The sequence below is a fragment of the Pseudorhodoferax sp. genome (assembly GCF_047601025.1).
Lineage (GTDB): Bacteria > Pseudomonadota > Gammaproteobacteria > Burkholderiales > Burkholderiaceae_C > Pseudorhodoferax.
Window position 1 is genome coordinate 1,539,289 of record NZ_JASGJZ010000001.1, and the last position, 15,566, is coordinate 1,554,854.

The 15,566-nt window shown below is 71.6% G+C and carries 14 protein-coding genes; 7 read left to right on the forward strand and 7 right to left on the reverse strand.

Annotation, left to right across the window (positions count from 1 at the left end; all coding sequences use genetic code 11):
- The first annotated feature begins 3 nt into the window (after positions 1 to 3).
- From QM782_RS07170 to QM782_RS07200, 7 genes are all read left to right on the forward strand, one after another.
- Positions 4 to 1,332: a TolC family protein gene (locus QM782_RS07170; protein WP_415202226.1), complete on the forward strand. Its 1,329-nt coding sequence runs from the start codon at positions 4 to 6 to the stop codon at positions 1,330 to 1,332.
- Between the two features lie 13 nt (positions 1,333 to 1,345).
- The gene (locus QM782_RS07175; RefSeq protein ID WP_415202227.1) at positions 1,346 to 2,746 is read left to right on the forward strand and encodes a multicopper oxidase family protein; all 1,401 of its coding nucleotides are present in this window, start codon (positions 1,346 to 1,348) and stop codon (positions 2,744 to 2,746) included.
- A 17-nt stretch (positions 2,747 to 2,763) separates the two neighbouring features.
- Positions 2,764 to 3,216, forward strand: a complete 453-nt coding sequence (locus QM782_RS07180) for a DUF411 domain-containing protein (protein WP_415202228.1) — start codon at positions 2,764 to 2,766, stop codon at positions 3,214 to 3,216.
- Positions 3,217 to 3,233: 17 nt separating this feature from the next.
- Entirely contained in the window at positions 3,234 to 3,644 is a 411-nt protein-coding gene (locus QM782_RS07185; protein WP_415202229.1) for a copper-binding protein, read from the forward strand.
- 101 nt (positions 3,645 to 3,745) lie between these two features.
- Positions 3,746 to 4,594 carry a 3-hydroxybutyryl-CoA dehydrogenase gene (locus QM782_RS07190; protein ID WP_415205607.1) on the forward strand — a complete coding sequence of 283 codons (849 nt, stop codon included), beginning with the start codon at positions 3,746 to 3,748 and terminating at the stop codon, positions 4,592 to 4,594.
- A 71-nt stretch (positions 4,595 to 4,665) separates the two neighbouring features.
- The gene (locus QM782_RS07195; RefSeq protein WP_415202230.1) at positions 4,666 to 5,451 is read left to right on the forward strand and encodes a transporter substrate-binding domain-containing protein; all 786 of its coding nucleotides are present in this window, start codon (positions 4,666 to 4,668) and stop codon (positions 5,449 to 5,451) included.
- 282 nt (positions 5,452 to 5,733) lie between these two features.
- On the forward strand, positions 5,734 to 6,360 hold the full coding sequence (locus tag QM782_RS07200) for a PEP-CTERM sorting domain-containing protein (RefSeq protein WP_415202231.1): 627 nt from the start codon (positions 5,734 to 5,736) through the stop codon (positions 6,358 to 6,360).
- A 90-nt stretch (positions 6,361 to 6,450) separates the two neighbouring features.
- Here QM782_RS07200 and QM782_RS07205 read toward each other — a convergent pair whose 3' ends face one another.
- From QM782_RS07205 to lptE, 7 genes are all read right to left on the reverse strand, one after another.
- Complete coding sequence (locus tag QM782_RS07205; protein WP_415202232.1) at positions 6,451 to 7,917, reverse strand: TrkH family potassium uptake protein; 1,467 nt, start codon at positions 7,915 to 7,917, stop codon at positions 6,451 to 6,453.
- A gap of 12 nt (positions 7,918 to 7,929) precedes the next feature.
- Positions 7,930 to 9,423, reverse strand: a complete 1,494-nt coding sequence (gene trkA, locus QM782_RS07210) for a Trk system potassium transporter TrkA (protein ID WP_415202233.1) — start codon at positions 9,421 to 9,423, stop codon at positions 7,930 to 7,932.
- Between the two features lie 19 nt (positions 9,424 to 9,442).
- A complete protein-coding gene (locus QM782_RS07215) occupies positions 9,443 to 10,723 on the reverse strand; it encodes a glutamate-5-semialdehyde dehydrogenase (protein WP_415202234.1) in 1,281 nt (426 codons plus the stop codon).
- 120 nt (positions 10,724 to 10,843) lie between these two features.
- Entirely contained in the window at positions 10,844 to 11,905 is a 1,062-nt protein-coding gene (holA, locus tag QM782_RS07220) for a DNA polymerase III subunit delta (RefSeq protein ID WP_415202235.1), read from the reverse strand.
- A gap of 10 nt (positions 11,906 to 11,915) precedes the next feature.
- Positions 11,916 to 14,036: an ornithine--oxo-acid transaminase gene (rocD, locus tag QM782_RS07225; protein WP_415202236.1), complete on the reverse strand. Its 2,121-nt coding sequence runs from the start codon at positions 14,034 to 14,036 to the stop codon at positions 11,916 to 11,918.
- A 504-nt stretch (positions 14,037 to 14,540) separates the two neighbouring features.
- On the reverse strand, positions 14,541 to 15,014 hold the full coding sequence (locus tag QM782_RS07230; protein WP_415202237.1) for an Lrp/AsnC family transcriptional regulator: 474 nt from the start codon (positions 15,012 to 15,014) through the stop codon (positions 14,541 to 14,543).
- A 51-nt stretch (positions 15,015 to 15,065) separates the two neighbouring features.
- Entirely contained in the window at positions 15,066 to 15,566 is a 501-nt protein-coding gene (lptE, locus tag QM782_RS07235; RefSeq protein WP_415202238.1) for an LPS assembly lipoprotein LptE, read from the reverse strand.

Below are 15,566 nucleotides of genomic sequence, written 5' to 3' on the forward strand. Positions count from 1 at the left end.
ACCATGTCCAGACTTCTCATCCCGCTGGCCGCCCTGCTGCTGGCCGGCTGCGCCGGCTTCTCGCCCGACGGCGGCATGGACCGCGTGGCCGCGCTGGCGCGCGAGCGCACCGGCCACGCACCGCGCCCCGGCGCCGAGGCCGCCGCCCGCGCCGCCGAGCTGCTGCGCGCCCCGCTGACGGCCGACGGCGCCGTCGAACTCGCGCTGCTGCAGCACCGCGGCCTGCAGGCGCGGCTGGCCGCGCTCGGCGTGGCCGAGGCCGACTTCGTGCGCGCCGGCCGCCTCGCCAACCCCGTCTTCGGCTTCGGCCGCCTGCGCGCCGGCAGCGCGCTGGAGATCGACCGCTCGCTGATGTTCGACCTGCTGGGCCTGCTGACGTTGCCGGCCGCGCGGCAGGCCGGGCAGGCACGGTTCGAACAGGCCCAGCTCGACGCCGCCGCGGCGGCCGTCGAGCAGGCCGGCCTCGCGCGCGAGGCCTGGACCGAGGCGGTGGCCGCCCGCCAGTTGGTGCAGTACCAGGAGCAGGTGCACGACGCCGCCGACGCCGCCAGCGAACTGGCCGGGCGCATGCAGCAGGCCGGCAACCTGCCGGCGCTGGCGCGGCTGCGCGAGCAGGCCTTCCGCGCCGACGCCGCGGCCGACCTGGCGCGCGCCCGCCAGCAGGCGGTGGCCGCGCGCGAGCAACTGGTGCGCACGCTGGGCCTGCAGCCCGACCAACTGGACGCGCTGCAGCTGCCCGAGCGCCTGCCCGACCTGCCGCCCGCGCTGCCGGCGCCCGAACAGGCCGAGCAGCAGGCGCTGGCGCGCCGGCTCGACGTGCTGGCCGCGCAGCAGCGCGCCGAGGCCGCCGCCCGCACGCTGGGGCTGGACCAGGCCACGGGCCTCGTCGGCGCGCTGGAACTCGGCCCGCAGAACAAGAGCAGCAGCGGCGCGGCGCGTGCCAACGGCTGGGAGGCGGCGGTCGAGCTGCCGCTGTTCGACCTCGGCCGCACCCGCTGGGCGGCGGCCGAGGCGCGCCACCGCCAGGCGCTGCACGAGGCCGCCGACGTGGCGCTCCGCGCGCGCTCCGAGGTGCGCGAACGCTGGGCCGCCTGGCAATCGGCCCATGCGCTGGCCCGCCACTGGCGCGACGAGGCCCTGCCGCTGCGCCAGCGCATCGCCGAGCAGACCCTGCTGCACTACAACGGCATGCTGGTCGGCGTGTTCGACCTGCTGGCCGATGCGCGCGAGCAGGTGCGCGCCGTGGCCGCCACCGTGCAGGCGCAGCGCGACTTCTGGCTGGCCGACAGCCGGCTGCAGCAGGCCATGGCCATGCCGCCGGCCCACCCTTGAAAGAGCCCCCCCCATGTCCGACCGCAGAACCTTCTTCCGCACGGCCGCCGGTGCCGTGGCCCTGGGCGCCGTGGGGCGCCACGCCCTGGCCGCGCTGCCCGAGGCCGCCACGCCCGACGCCTCCGCCTGCGCCGCCACGCAGCCGCCCCCGCCGCCGCCCACCGGGCGGCCGTTCCACCCCGTCATCACGCTCAATGGCTGGTCGCTGCCCTGGCGCATGAACGCCGGCGTCAAGGAATTCCACCTGGTCGCCGAGCCCGTGCTGCGCGAGCTGGCGCCCGGCATGACGGCCCGGCTGTGGGGCTACAACGGCACCAGCCCCGGCCCGACCATCGAGGCCGTGGAGGGCGACCGCGTGCGCATCTTCGTCACCAACCGGCTGCCCGAGCACACCACGGTGCACTGGCACGGCCTGCTGCTGCCCAGCGGCATGGACGGCGTGGGCGGCCTGACGCAGCCGCACATTCCGCCCGGCAAGACCTTCGTCTACGAATTCACGCTGCCGCGCGCCGGCACCCACATGTACCACCCGCATGCCGACGAGATGGTGCAGCTGGCCATGGGCATGATGGGGCTGTTCATCATCCATCCGCGGCAGCCGCGCGAGATCCGCGAGCGCGCGGTGGACCGCGACTTCGCCTTCCTGCTGGCGTCCTACGCGATCGACCCCGGCAGCGCCACGCCGCGCTGGGCGGAGATGACGGACTTCAACCTGTGGACCTGGAACAGCCGCGTGTTCCCCGGCATCGACCCGCTGGTGGCGCGCAGCGGCGACCGCGTGCGCATCCGCGTCGGCAACCTGACGATGACCAACCACCCCATCCACATGCACGGACCCGCGTTCGTGGTGACCGGCACCGACGGCGGCTGGGTGCCGCCGGGAGCCCGCTGGCCGGAGGTCACGACCGACGTGGCCGTGGGCCAGATGCGCGCGATCGAGTTCGACGCCATCGCCGGCGACTGGGCCATCCACTGCCACAAGTCGCACCACACGATGAACGCGATGGGCCACGACGTGCCCAACCTGGTCGGCGTGGAGCAGCGCGACCTGGCCGAGCGCATCGCGCGCCTGGTGCCCGACTACATGGCCATGGGCAGCAGCGGCATGGCCGAGATGGGCGGCATGGAGATGCCGCTGCCCGACAACACGCTGCCGATGATGACCGGCCAGGGGCCGTTCGGCCCGCTGGAGATGGGCGGCATGTTCAGCGTGGTCAAGGTGCGCGACGGACAGCCGCCCGGCGACTACCGCGATCCGGGCTGGTTCCGCCACCCGGCCGGCACGGTCGCGCACGAATTCCAGGGCGAGCCGCCGCCGGCCGTCACCGCCCCCTGTACCCCGGCCGCCGCGGCGGCAGACGGCACCGCCCTGCGTGCGCGCAAGCCCGCCGGCGCCCACTCCCATCACCATTGAGCGAAAGGAATCCCGCCATGCAACGCAGAACCGCCCTGCACGCCGCCGCGGCCGCGCTGGCCGCCACCGCATGGCCCAGCCATGCCGCGCTGCCCGCGGTCGAGGTCTTCAAGACGCCGACCTGCGGCTGCTGCAACGCCTGGGTCGAGCACCTGCGCACGGCCGGCTTCACGGTGCGCACGCAGGACGTGCCCGACACCGCGCCGGTACGCCAACGCCTGGGCATGCCACAGGCCCTGGGCAGCTGCCACACGGCGCGGGTCGGCGGCTATGTGCTGGAAGGCCATGTACCGGCGTCCGACATCCGCCGCCTGCTGGCCTCCGGCATCCAGGCCCTGGGCCTGGCGGTGCCGGGCATGCCGATCGGCTCGCCCGGCATGGAGCAGGGGCCGCGCATGGACCCCTACGAGGTGCTGCTGGTCGAACACAGCGGCCGCACACGCGTGTTCGCACGCCATCCCCAATCGTGAACCGAAGGAGTAGCACCATGCACAAGACCGCCCTGCCCGGCCTGCTGGCCCTCGCCCTGCTGGCCGCGCCCTCCCTCCGGGCCGAGGACTCCCTCCGGGCCCAGGAGTCCCTCCGGGCCCAGGAGTCCCTCCAGGCCGAAAACGCCCTCCGGGCCGAGAGCGCCCGCCACGACCATGCCGCGCACGCCGGCCCCGCGGCCCCGGGTGCCGCCGCGACCGAAGGCGAGGTCCGCAAGATCGACCGTGCCCAGGGCCGCATCACGCTGCGCCACGGCGCGCTGCCGCACCTGGGCATGGGCGCCATGACGATGGTGTTCCGCGTGGCCGACCCGGCACTGCTGGACGGCGTGCACGAGGGCGACAAGGTGCGCTTCGCCGCCGAGCGCGTGAACGGCGTGCTGACGGTCACCGCGCTGGCACCGGGCTGAGGCAGCCGGCCCGGAAAGGCCGGGGGCGGACTCTATGATGCGGCCATGGCGCGCCGGAACTTCTCCGGCCGTTTTTTCGTCACGGGAGTTTTCGCATGAGCATCAGCATCCGCACCGTCGGCATCATCGGCGCCGGCACCATGGGCAACGGCATCGCGCAGGCCTGCGCCGTCAGCGGCATCGACGTGGTGATGGTCGACATCTCCGACGCGGCCGTGCAGAAAGGCCTGGCGACCGTCGCCGGCAGCCTGGACCGGCTGATCAAGAAGGACAAGCTCACGGCCGCCGACAAGGACGCCGCGCTGGCCCGCATCAAGACCAGCACTGACTACGCAGACCTGGCCAAGGCGCAGCTCGTGATCGAGGCCGCGACCGAAAACTTCGCGCTGAAGGCGAAGATCCTGCAGCAGGCCGAGGCCGTGCTGCCGCCCGAGACGCTGATCGCCTCGAACACCTCGTCCATCAGCATCACCAAGATGGCGGCCCTGACCAACCGGCCCGAACAGTTCATCGGCATGCACTTCTTCAACCCGGTGCCGATGATGGCGCTGGTGGAGATCATCCGCGGCCTGCAGACCAGCGACGCCACGCACGAGGCCGTGCACGCGCTGGCGCTGGCGCTGGGCAAGACGCCGATCACGGTCAAGAACGCGCCGGGCTTCGTCGTCAACCGCATCCTGGTGCCGATGATCAACGAGGCCTTCTTCGTGCTGGCCGAAGGCCTGGCCACGCCGGAGGACATCGACGCCGGCATGAAGCTCGGCTGCAACCAGCCGATCGGCCCGCTGGCGCTGGCCGACATGGTCGGCCTGGACGTGTGCCTGGCGGTCATGAACGTCTACCTGGAGGAGTTCGGCGACAGCAAGTACCGGCCCTGCCCGCTGCTCAAGGAAATGGTCGCCGCCGGCCGGCTGGGGCGCAAGACGGGGCGCGGCGTCTACGCCTACTGACCCGCGCGCGCCGGTAGGATGCCTGGCGCGGGCGCGGTGCCCCTGCCGCCCCGATGAAGGAGCAGCACACCATGACACGCACCAAGCACCTGACCGCCCTGGCCGCCGCGGCCGCCCTGGCCCTGGCCACGCTGGCCGCACCGGTCCACGCCGGCCCGCGCCTGGACAGGATCACCGAGAGCAAGACCCTGCGCGTCGGCACGCCCGGCGACTACCGGCCGTTCGCGATCCGGACCGACGCCGGCTACAGCGGCCACGACATCGACCTGATCGAGGCCATGGCCAGGGAGCTGGGCGTGAAGATCGAGTACGTGCCGACCAGCTGGCCGAACCTGCTGAAGGACCTGCAGGCCGACCGGTTCGACATCGCCGTGGGCGGCATCACGCGCAACGTGGCGCGGCTGCGCCAGGCCGACATGCTCCCGGGCTATGCACCGTTCGGCAAGGTCGCGCTGGTGCGTGCGGCCGACAAGGACAAGTACCGCACTCTGGACGACCTGAACCAGCCGTCCGTCCGCGTGATCAAGAACCCCGGCGGCACCAACGAGGCCTTCGTGCTGGCCAACCTGAAGGCCGCGCAGGTCGCCACGCACGAAAAGAACGCCGAGATCCCGGCGCTGATCGCCGCGGGCCAGGGCGACGTGATGATCACCGAGACCTACGAGGCGCTGCACTACGTGCGCGCCGACCCGCGGCTGCACGCGGCCTTCCTCGACGCGCCGCTGACACCGGTCAACACGCTGGGCTTCATGATCCCGCTGGACGACGCCGACTACGCGCGCGTGGTGCGCTTCGCCTGGGAACTGCTGGACAGCCGTGGCGGCCTGCGGCAGGCGGCGCAGAAGTGGCTCCAATGAGCCGGGTTTTCGGGCTGTCGCGCCGCCACACGCGCACAGCATTCGAACTGTGCTCAACGCCGTCGTCGCCCCGTTAGCGCAGCAGATCCATTAAAGAAAGTGTCTTGCGACATATTGTTGCAAAAGGGTTCTTCAGTTACCGATAGGCGTCGAGAATCTTTACGGCATCTCTTCAATTCAGCAGAGTTTCTCCATAAGTCATTGATTATAGACATAAAATTTAATTGGCATACCTGTTGCTTATTGATTGTCCCTTCCCTCAAACCCCCAAGGAGTCTCTCTATGAAGTTTGGAAAGATCGTCGGCGCAGCTGCAGTGGCTCTGCTGGTATCGGGCGTTGCGCAAGCGGCCTACGTCAACGGCTCTCTCACCGTTTCCGGTGGCGTGACCAACGTGCCGGCGGCGCCGTCGAACTCGATCGTGACCTCGTTGAGCACGCTGGAAACCGGTGGTTTCCAAGGTGGCAGCGCCACTGGCGACATCGTGCCGGACTCCTCGGCCGTTTCCCCGTACAGCTTCGCGATCGACGCGACGCCGGTCGCACTGTTCACGTACGGCGCCTTCACGTTCACGGTGACCGACTGGGGCACCAAGAGCACCGACGCCTTTGCCTGCGGCCCCACCCAATGCGGTGACGGCATTTCGTATACCGGCGTGACGGGCATCGTCAGCGGCGGCGGCTTCCAGGACACGCTGTTCACCGCCGGTTCCTTCCAGTTCTCGGGCACCTGCAACTCCAACAACGGCACGGAATGCACGGGCAACACCACGGCAGGCTGGACCGCCAGCTTCGCCGCCCAAGGCGAAGCAGCGCCCCCGACCGACGTGCCCGAGCCCGCCTCCCTGGCCCTGGTGGGCCTGGCGCTGGCCGGTGCCGGCCTGACGCGCCGCCGCGCCAAGAAGGCCTGAGCCGAGTTGGCCATGCCGCCGGACCTCTCCAGGTCCGGCCTGAAAAAGGGTTGAAGCGTGCTTCAACCCTTTTTCTTGGGCGCCCCCTGCTCAGTTCTTCCAGAACGAAGGCATCAGCAGCGCCATGAAGCTCAGCATCTCCAGCCGGCCCATCAGCATCGCGATGGTGCAGACCCAGATCTGGAAATCGTTCAGCACCGCGAACGACGAGGCCGGGCCGACCGCACCCAGCCCCGGCCCCATGCAGTTGACGCTGGCGATCACGGCGCTGAAGGCCGTCACCGGGTCCAGGTCGGTCAGCATCAGCACCATGGACAGCACGATCACCGTGGCGCCGTAGACCAGCATGAAGGCCAGCACCGCGAAGATCACCGGCGTATCCACCACCGCCTGGCCCAGCCGCACCGGCTGTACCGCGCGCGGGTGCGCCAGGCGCCGGATCTCGCGCCGCGCCTGCTGCAGCAGGATCAGCACCCGTACCATCTTGATGCCGCCACCGGTGGAGCCGGCGCTGGTCGCGAAGCCCGACAGCATCAGCATGAACACCGGCAGAAACACCGGCCACAGCAGGTAGTCCTGCGTGATGAAGCCGGTGGTCGTGGCCACCGAGATCACGTGGAACAGGCCATGGCGCAGCGCGTCCAGCGGCGCGTAGACGCCCTTGATCCACAGCAGCAGGGCGGCCAGCAGGCCGCCGCCGACCAGCACGCCCAGCGTCGCGCGCAGCTCGGGGTCGGACAGTGCCACGCTCCAGCGGCCCTTGCGCACGGCCGTGAAGTACAGTGCGAAGTTGCAGCTGGCGAACAGCATGAACAGCGCGGCGGTCATCTCCAGCAGCGGCGAGTCGAAATAGCCGAAGCTCGCGTCGTGCGGCGACAGGCCGCCCAGGCTCACGGTCGCGAACATGTGCATCAGCGCGTCCATCGGCGTCATGCCGCCAGCCCAGAAGGCGAGCGCGCAAGCGATCGAGAGCGTGGCATAGACGCCCCACAGGCCCTTGGCCGTCTGCGCCATGCGCGGCGTCAGCTTGTTGTCCTTGATCGGCCCGGCGGCCTCGGCCTTGAACAGCTGGCTGCCGCCCACGCCCAGCAGCGGCAGCACGGCCACCGCCAGGATCAGGATACCCATGCCGCCGACCCACTGCAGGAAGGTGCGCCAGAAGTTCACCGACAGCGGCAGCATGTCCAGCCGCGTCAGCACCGTACCGCCGGTCGTGGTCAGGCCCGAGACGGCCTCGAAGTAGGCGTGCGTGAAGCTCAGCGGCCGGTCGATCTGGATGCAGGCCAGCAGCACCGGCAGCGCCGCGAACAACGGCAGCAGCAGCCAGGCCAGCGCCACCAGCATCACGCCGTGGCGCGGCTGCAGCTCGCGCTTGTGCCGGCGCATGGCGCGCCACAGCACGCTGCCGGCCAGCAGCGTCAGGCTCAGCGCGGCCAGGTGCGCCTCCAGCACGCCGTCCTGCCAGTGCCAGGAGACCAGCGCCGGAAGGCCCATGGCCCAGCCCAGGCACACGATCAGCACGCCCAGCACGCGCAGGACAGGAAAGACGTCGCGCATGCGCAGGGCCGGCTAGAAGAACGCGGCGCTGACGCGGAACTGCTTCTCCACGTCGCGGATCAGGCGCTTGTGCGGCACGAAGATCACCACGTGGTCGTTGCTCTCGATCACGGTGTCGGCCTTCGGGATGATGACCTGCGGCTCGCGGGGCGGCGCGGCCTCGCCGGCCTCGGCCTCGGCGTCGACCACGGCCAGCGGGTCGGGCAGGCCGCGCACGATCAGCCCGAAGTGCGCCTGCGCCGGCAGCTTGAGGTCGCGCACCGTGCGGCCGACGATGCGCGAGGTCTTGCGGTCGCCGCGCGCGACGATCTCCAGCCCCTCGGCCACACCCCGGCGCAGGCTGTGCACGGCCTGCACGTCGCCCTGGCGCACGTGGGCCAGCAGTTCGCCGATCATGGCCTGCGCCGGCGACAGCGCGATGTCGATCTGCGTGCCGTGCATCAGCTCGGCATAGCTGCGCCGGTTGATCAGCGCCAGCACGCGGCGCGCGCCCAGGCGCTTGGCCAGCAGGCTGGACATGATGTTGTTCTCGTCGTCGTTGGTCAGCGCCAGGAACAGGTCGACGGTCTCGATGCTCTCGTCCTCGAGCAGGTTCTCGTCGGTCACGTCGCCGTTGAGCACCAGCACTTCGTGCGGCAGCTGGCCAGCCAGGGCGGTGCAGCGCTCCGCGTCCTGCTCGACCACCTTGACGTGAAAGCCCGCCGGCGCGGCGGCCAGCTCCTGCGCCAGGCGCAGGCCGACGCGGCCGCCGCCGGCGATCATGATGCGCTGGACCTTGCGCCTGGGCCGGCCCTGCGGAGCGCGGTGCTCGTCGCGGTGCAGCGCCTTCAGCACGCGCGGGATGTCGTCGCGCGCAGCCAGCACGAAGACCTCGTCGCCAGGCTCCACGCGCGTGGCGCCGTCGCAGGCGATGAAGCGGTCCGGCTCGTCCTCGAAGCGGCGGTAGATCGCGACGATGCGCATGGCCACGTCGGGCGCGCACTCGCGCAGCTCGGCGATGCTGTGCGCCACCAGCGGCGCGCCGGCCACGGCCCGCACCGAGACCAGGCAGGCCAGCCCGCCGGCGAACTCGCGCACCTGCAGCGCCTCGGGGTACTCGATCAACTTGAAGATGTAGCGCGTCAGCGATTCCTCGGGGCAGATCACGCGGTCGACCGCGAAGCCCTCCTTGTCGACCAGCTCGCTGCCGTGGCGGAAGGCCTGCGAACGCACGCGCGCGATGCGCGTGGGCACGTTGAACAGCCGGTGCGCGACCTTGCAGCACACCAGGTTGGTCTCGTCCAGGGCGGCGCAGGCGATCAGCATGTCGGCGTCGCGAGCGCCGGCCTCCTCCAGCACCACAGGATCCACGCCGCTGCCGACCAGGCCGCGCAGGTCGTAGCGCTCCTCCAGCGCGCGCAGGCGGCGAGCATCGGTGTCGATCACCGTGATGTCGTTCTGCTCCGACACCAGGCTGTCGACCACGCTTTCGCCGACCCGGCCGGCGCCGAGGATGATGATGCGCATGGCGGCTGCGCCCGGCCGGTCAGGTTCTGACTTCCCCGTCGCCCAGCACCACGTACTTCAGCGAGGTCAGCCCCTCCAGGCCGACCGGGCCGCGCGCGTGGAACTTGTCGGTGCTGATGCCGATCTCCGCGCCCAGCCCGTACTCGAAGCCGTCGGCGAAGCGGGTGCTGGCGTTGACCATCACGCTGGCGGAATCCACCTCGCGCAGGAAGCGCTGGGCATGCATGTGGTCGCGCGTGAGGATGGCGTCCGTGTGGTGGCTGCCATAGCGGTTGATGTGGGCGATGGCCTCGTCCAGTCCGGCGACGACCTTCACCGAGATCACCGGCGCGAGGTACTCCTCGGACCAGTCCTGCTCGCTCGCGGGTGCGATCCGCGCGCCTTCCACGCCGGCCAGGAGCGCGGCGGCCTCGGCGTCGCAGCGCATCTCCACGCCCTTGGCCGCGTAGACGGCGCCGATCCGCGGCAGGAACGCCGCCGCCACGCCGCGCGCGACCAGCAGGCTCTCGGCCGCGTTGCAGGGACTGTACTTCTGCGTCTTGGCGTTGTCGGCCACCGTGACGGCCATCGCGAGGTCGCAGGGGTCGTCCACGTAGACATGGCAGTTGCCGTCCAGGTGCTTGATCACGGGCACGCGCGCCTCGCGGCTGATGCGCTCGATCAGGCCCTTGCCGCCGCGCGGGATCACCACGTCCACGTGCTCGGGCATGGTGATCAGCTGGCCGACGACCTCGCGGTCGGTGACCTGCACCAGCTGCACCGCCTCCGGCGGCAGGCCGGCCTGCTGCAACGCCTGCTGCACCAGCCGGGCCAGCGCCTTGTTCGACTCGATGGCCTCGGAGCCGCCGCGCAGGATGCAGGCGTTGCCGCTCTTGATCGACAGGCTGGCGGCCTCGATGGTCACGTTCGGCCGGCTCTCGTAGACCATCGCGAACACGCCGAGCGGCACGCGCATGCGGCCCACGCGGATGCCGCTCTCCTGCTGCTGCAGGCCGCTGACCTGGCCGATCAGGTCGGGCATGGCGGCCAGTTGCTCGCAGCCCTGGGCGACGGTCTCGATGACTTTCGGCGTCAGGCGCAGGCGGTCCACCATCGGCGCGGACAGGCCGGCGGCGTCGGCGCGCGCGAGGTCCCTGGCGTTGTCGGCCTGCAGGGCCGGCAGGTTCTCGCGCAGCAGCCGGGCCAGCGCGCGCAGGGCCAGGTTCTTGGTGGCGGCGCCGGCGCGCGCCATGGCGGCCGAGGCCTGGCGGGCCTGCACGCCCAGCGTCTGGGCGTATTCGGCGATGTTCAGGGCGTTCATGGGCCGGATTGTGGCGCAGATGCCAGGCGCCTGCCGCCCCGCCGCGGGCCTGCCCGGGCGCCGGACGGCTGCGTGACGGCAAGGAGCGGGTCGGGCGGTGTACTGATTAATGAGTCAGAGTCAGCGCGCCGGCGCCTGGGCGCAGGCACGCGCCATCGCCAGCGCCAGGCGCTGCAGGGCCTGCCAGCCATCGGTGGGCCAGTCCGGCACCTTCAGGCCCTTGACGATGCCGTCCACCATGTGGGCGCCGTGCAGCAGCCGCGCCAGCGCACGCGGCGACAGGCGCGGCAGCACGCGCTCGAACAGGCGCTCGCGGGCCCCCCAGACACGCTGCTCGCGCAGCGCCATCGGCAGCGGGCGGCCGGCGGCCATGGCGTCCTTCACGCGCTTCAGGGCGCGGATGTCCTCGGCCAGCGTGTAGTGCACCAGCACCGGCGCCTCGCCCTCGGCCTGCAGGCCGTCGAGCATGCGCTGCACGCGCAGCACCTGGCCACCGAGCACGGCCTCGGACAGCTTGAACACGTCGTAGCGGGCCACGTCCAGCACGGCCCGCTCGACCTGCTCGAAGCCCAGCTCGCCGGCCGAATGCAGCAGCGCCAGCTTGGCGATCTCCTGGTGCGCGGCCAGCAGGTTGCCCTCGACCCGATCGGCGAAGAACTGCAGCGTGCGCTGGCCCTCCTCGCCGGGCGCGACCTGCTGGCCCTGGGCCTTCAGGCGCTGGGCGATCCAGGCCGGCAAGGCGGCGCGCTCGACCGGGTCGATCTGCACGGTCACGCCGGCGGCGTCCAGCGCGGCGAACCAGGCGCTGGCCTTCGTGGCGCGGTCCAGCCGCGGCAGCGTGACGAGCACCAGCGTCGCCTCGTTGCCCTGGGCCTGCTCCGCGAGTTGCTGCAGCGCGGCGCTGCCGTCCTTGCCGGGCTTGCCGGAAGGGATACGGATGTCCAGCAGCTGCCGGTCGGCGAACAGGCTCATGGCGCCGCCGGCGGCCAGCACGCCGGCCCAGTCGAAATGCGCGCCCTGCACCGTGAACACGCTGCGCTCGGTGTAGCCCCGGGCGCGCGCGGCGGTGCGGATCGCGTCGGCCGCCTCCTGCAGCAGCAGCGGCTCGTCGCCGTGCAGTGCGTACAGCGCGCGCAGGCCGCGCTGCAGGTGTTGCGAAAGCTGGGCCGGCGCGAGTTGCATGCGCGCCAGTTTAGGCGACCGGCCCCAGCTCCAGCGTCAGGCAACGGGCACTGCCGCCGGCGCGGCGGAACGCGTCCAGCGGCACGAGGCGCACGCCGTAGCCGTGCGCGGCCAGCCGTGCGCGCAGCGCAGCGCTGCACCAGCCCATCACGACCTCGCGGCCGATGCAGACGGCGTTGGCGGCCAGGTGCAGCGCGTCGTCCTCGGGCACTTCGATCAGCCGGCCGCCGGCCACCGCCTGCAGCTGCTGCCAGCCCTGCGGCGAGAACGCCTGGCGCACCACCAGCAGCTCGCCACCGGACAGCAGGCTCAGGCAAGTGTCCAGGTGGTAGAAGCGCGGGTCCACCAACTCCAGCGCCAGCACCGGCCGGCGCGCGACGACGGCCAGCGCCTCGCGGGCGCGCAGGTCCGAGCGCGGGCCGTGTCCCATCCAGCAAATGCCGCGGTGGTCGTCGACGATGGCGTCGCCCGCGCCTTCGAAGCACACGCCCTCGGGCAGGTGGTGCAGGCTGTCGACCACGCCCTGCGCGCGCAAGCGATCGAACACGGCCAGGCCGTGCGCCTGCTCGCCCTGGCGCTCGGCATGGCGGAAACGCGCCAGCAGCACGCGGCGGTCCACCACCAGCGCGGCGTTGGCAGTGAACACCATGTCGGGCAGGCCAGGCACGGGCGGCATGGTCTCGACCTCGGCGCCCAGCGCCGTGTAGCAGGCGCGCAGCGCGTCCCAGCCGGCCCGGGCCTGGGCACGCAGCGCGGCGTCCTGCGGCTGCCAGCGCGACGGATCCATCCAGGGATTGATCGCGTAGCGCACGACGAAATGCTCCGGCGCACACATCAGCAGGCGCGGCGGCCGCGCCACGGGCGCCGGTTCGACCCCGGCGGCACAGCGCGGCGCACCGGCTGCCGGCAGCGTGGCCAGCACCTGGTCGAACAGGTCCACGCCTTCGTCGATCAGCGCACGCGTGATTGTCAGCGGCGGCGCGAAGCGGATCACGGTCTCGTGCGTCTCCTTGGACAGCACGCCGGCGCGCGCCATGCGCAGGACGACCTCGCGTGCGTCGGCGGCGGCCGGGTCCAGCTCCACGCCGGCCCACAGGCCGCGCCCGCGCACCGCGCGCACGCAGTGCGGCCAGCGCGCCTGCACCGCCTGCAGCCGCTGCAGCAGGTGGCGGCCGAGCGCGGCCGAGCGGGCGACCAGTTGCTCGTCCTCGATCACGCGCAGCGCCTCCAGCCCGACGGCCGCGGCCAGCGCGTTGCCGCCGAAGGTCGAGCCATGGCTGCCCGGCGTGAACACCTGCATCAGCCAGCGGTCGGCCACGAAGGCGCTGACCGGCAACAGGCCGCCGCCCAGGGCCTTGCCGAGCACCAGCGCATCGGGCCGGACGTCCTCGTGCTCGACGGCGAACCAGCGCCCGGTGCGGCCCAGGCCGGACTGCACCTCGTCGGCGATCAGCAGCATGCGGTGCGCGTCGCACCAGGCGCGTAGCGCGGCAAAGAAGCCGGGCGGCGGCAGCACGATGCCGGCCTCGCCCTGGATCGGCTCGACCAGCACGGCGCAGCTGCGCTCGGTGGTGGCCGCGCGCACGCTGGCGATGTCGCCGAAGTCGAACCAGCGGAAGCCCGGCGTGAACGGGCCGAAGCCGGCGCGGTACGCGGGTTCGCTGGACGCGCTGATGACCGTGGTGGTGCGGCCATGGAAGTTGTGCCGCGCGACCAGGATCTCGGCCTGGCCGTCGGCGATGCCCTTGACCTGGTGGCCCCAGCGGCGCGCGGCCTTGATGGCGGTCTCCACGGCCTCGGCGCCGGTGTTCATCGGCAGCGCCTGCTCGAAGCCGCTGACCTGGCAGAGCTTGTCGAGGAAGGGGCCGAGCGTGTCGCCGTGGTAGGCGCGCGAGGTCACGGCCACGCGGCCCAGCTGGCGCTGCGCCGCGGCCACGATGCGCGGATGCAGGTGGCCGTGGCTGACGGCGGAGTAGGCGCCCATCATGTCCAGGTAGCGCTTGCCGTCCACGTCCCAGACGTGGCAGTCCAGCGCGCGCTCCACGACCACGGGCAGCGGCGCGTAGTTGGGTGCGCAGTGCGCGCGCTCGGCGTCGATCAACAGCTGCGAAACGGGGGGATGGCGGTCCATGGCATGTGCCCTCCTTTCCCGACGACTGTAGGCACGGCGCACTGCGGCCGCGGTGAATCGGCGCCGCCGGCGCTGCCGGCGGCGGCAGACTTGCGGTGCCGGCACTTCCGATTCGGCTGCGGCGCGGCGCCGCGTCAGAAGGTGTGAACCTAAGAACGGCAGTGGACTGGCCGGAACGCAGGCAAGTGCTTGCCGCACCCTGGAATTGATCGACTTCGCGACTCACCCATGGAGAACTGCCACGCAGTTGCCAAAAACGGCCGTAACCCCGTACCGGCACTTGCTTTCTTTGTTTTCGACATCACCCCACTGCCGTCTCTCGTTGCATGAACCGACCGCGGCCACCGCGAGGCGCGGCAAGCCACCGCCCTGGCTGGCGCCAGGGCAAGGACTGCAACGCCCGCAGGCGATCCGGCGTGCCCGGCCCACAGGACGAGGCCCGAAAACATCGGTGGTGCGAGAAGCAAGTGGTCATCGGGCCTCGCGTGGGTGTGAACGGTTCGTTCACACCTTCCAGGCCAGCGGGAAGCCGCCGAACTCCTTGACCGTCTGCAGCTCGGTGCTGGTCACGATCTTCTCGATGCCCAGTTCGGCGTCCTCCAGCCAGCCGTTGGTCAGCCGCTGGTACTGCGCCAGGTCAGCGCAGGCGACGCGGACCAGATAGTCGTAGCGCCCGCTCAACAGGTAGCAGGCCACCACCTCGGGCGTGGCCTGCATGCGCGCCTCGAAGCGGCGCGAGGCAGCCTGGCGCTGGTCCTTCAGCGCGATCTCGGCGAAGAAGACGACCGCCGGGCCGATGGCGGCGCGGTCCAGCACGGCGCGGTAGCCGGTGATCAGGCCCTGGCGCTCCAGCTTGCGCACGCGGTTCAGCGTGGCGCGCGCGGACAGGTGCACCTGCTCGGACAGCGCCTGCACGCTGGCCCGGCCGTCGCGCTGCAGCAGGGCCAGCAGGCGCAGGTCGGTGCGGTCGAGCGCCATCGGCCGCGGCCTGCGTCAGAAGCGGCGAACGCGCGGCGCGCCCACGGCAGCTCAGATCGACCGAACCGCCGCCAGCCGCCGCATGATCTGCTGGACGATGTCCGACTGCATGTCGCGGTAGAGCATCTGCTCCTCGGCGTCCTTGGCCAGCACCACGGATTCGTTGAAGCTCAGGTCGCGCTGCTGCAGCAGCTCGACCGGCGCGAGCAGTTCCCGGCCGTCCTGGCTGCGCAGCCGGAAGCGAAAGCGCAGCCGCAGCTGCAGCTCGCGCACCTGGCCGGAAGACGTCAGGCCGACGACGACGCGCTCGCGCTGGTCCAGCACGGGCTCCAGCACCACCTGGGCCTCCTTGATGCGGGCCGGATCGGTGACCACGGTCACGCGGCCGGTGCCGTTCAGGTTGCGGCGCAGTTCCAGCCCCATCGGCGAGGTGTCGGGCATGGACAGGTAGATCGAGGAGAACGCGAAATCCGGCGGCGCGCGCAACCGGAAGCCGCAGCCCGCCAGGGCCAGCGGGGCCGACAGAAGCAACAGGGTGCGCCGCGTCGCCAT

What these genes read in the sequence shown, in the direction of transcription:
- QM782_RS07180 (WP_415202228.1), top strand. Translation starts at nt 2,764, where the DNA reads ATGCAACGCAGAACCGCCCTGCACGCCGCCGCGGCCGCGCTGGCCGCC.
- trkA (WP_415202233.1), bottom strand. Translation starts at nt 9,423, where the DNA reads ATGCGCATCATCATCCTCGGCGCCGGCCGGGTCGGCGAAAGCGTGGTC.
- QM782_RS07205 (WP_415202232.1), bottom strand. Translation starts at nt 7,917, where the DNA reads ATGCGCGACGTCTTTCCTGTCCTGCGCGTGCTGGGCGTGCTGATCGTG.
- QM782_RS07230 (WP_415202237.1), bottom strand. Translation starts at nt 15,014, where the DNA reads ATGGCGCTCGACCGCACCGACCTGCGCCTGCTGGCCCTGCTGCAGCGC.
- QM782_RS07200 (WP_415202231.1), top strand. Translation starts at nt 5,734, where the DNA reads ATGAAGTTTGGAAAGATCGTCGGCGCAGCTGCAGTGGCTCTGCTGGTA.
- holA (WP_415202235.1), bottom strand. Translation starts at nt 11,905, where the DNA reads ATGCAACTCGCGCCGGCCCAGCTTTCGCAACACCTGCAGCGCGGCCTG.
- QM782_RS07215 (WP_415202234.1), bottom strand. Translation starts at nt 10,723, where the DNA reads ATGAACGCCCTGAACATCGCCGAATACGCCCAGACGCTGGGCGTGCAG.
- QM782_RS07195 (WP_415202230.1), top strand. Translation starts at nt 4,666, where the DNA reads ATGACACGCACCAAGCACCTGACCGCCCTGGCCGCCGCGGCCGCCCTG.
- QM782_RS07185 (WP_415202229.1), top strand. Translation starts at nt 3,234, where the DNA reads ATGCACAAGACCGCCCTGCCCGGCCTGCTGGCCCTCGCCCTGCTGGCC.
- QM782_RS07175 (WP_415202227.1), top strand. Translation starts at nt 1,346, where the DNA reads ATGTCCGACCGCAGAACCTTCTTCCGCACGGCCGCCGGTGCCGTGGCC.
- QM782_RS07170 (WP_415202226.1), top strand. Translation starts at nt 4, where the DNA reads ATGTCCAGACTTCTCATCCCGCTGGCCGCCCTGCTGCTGGCCGGCTGC.
- rocD (WP_415202236.1), bottom strand. Translation starts at nt 14,036, where the DNA reads ATGGACCGCCATCCCCCCGTTTCGCAGCTGTTGATCGACGCCGAGCGC.
- lptE (WP_415202238.1), bottom strand. Translation starts at nt 15,566, where the DNA reads ATGGCGACGCGGCGCACCCTGTTGCTTCTGTCGGCCCCGCTGGCCCTG.